The 342-nt window shown below is 64.6% G+C and carries 1 protein-coding gene; it reads left to right on the top strand.

Features of this window, described 5'->3' with window-relative positions; all coding sequences use genetic code 11:
- The coding region (locus tag ACZXDY_RS46545; RefSeq protein WP_464350110.1) for a helix-turn-helix domain-containing protein at positions 1 to 342 on the top strand (342 nt) is incomplete at both ends.

The following is a 342-nucleotide window of genomic DNA, read 5'->3' on the forward strand; positions in this document are numbered from 1 at the left end:
GCCGCGAACGTTACAGCGTGATCTGAAGCGTGCCCGGATTGTTCTATTGGCCGCGGAAGGCTGCAGCACGCGTGCGATAGCCAAGACAGTCGGCGTGCAGCCGCGGATCGTCAGCCATTGGCGGCATCGCTTTGCGGATGAAGGGCTTGCGGGCTTGGAGGACAAGCCGCGGCCCGGCAAGAAGCCGATCTACACGAAGGCGACCGGTAAGCGGATTCTGGCGCTGCTGGACAAGCCGCCTCCTGCCGGGTTTGCGCGCTGGAACGGCCCCCTGCTGGCGGAGGCGCTGGGCGACGTCGACGTTCAATATGTCTGGCGCTTCCTGCGCGAGCACAAGATTGA

The organism is Bradyrhizobium sp. LeoB3 (assembly GCF_055456055.1).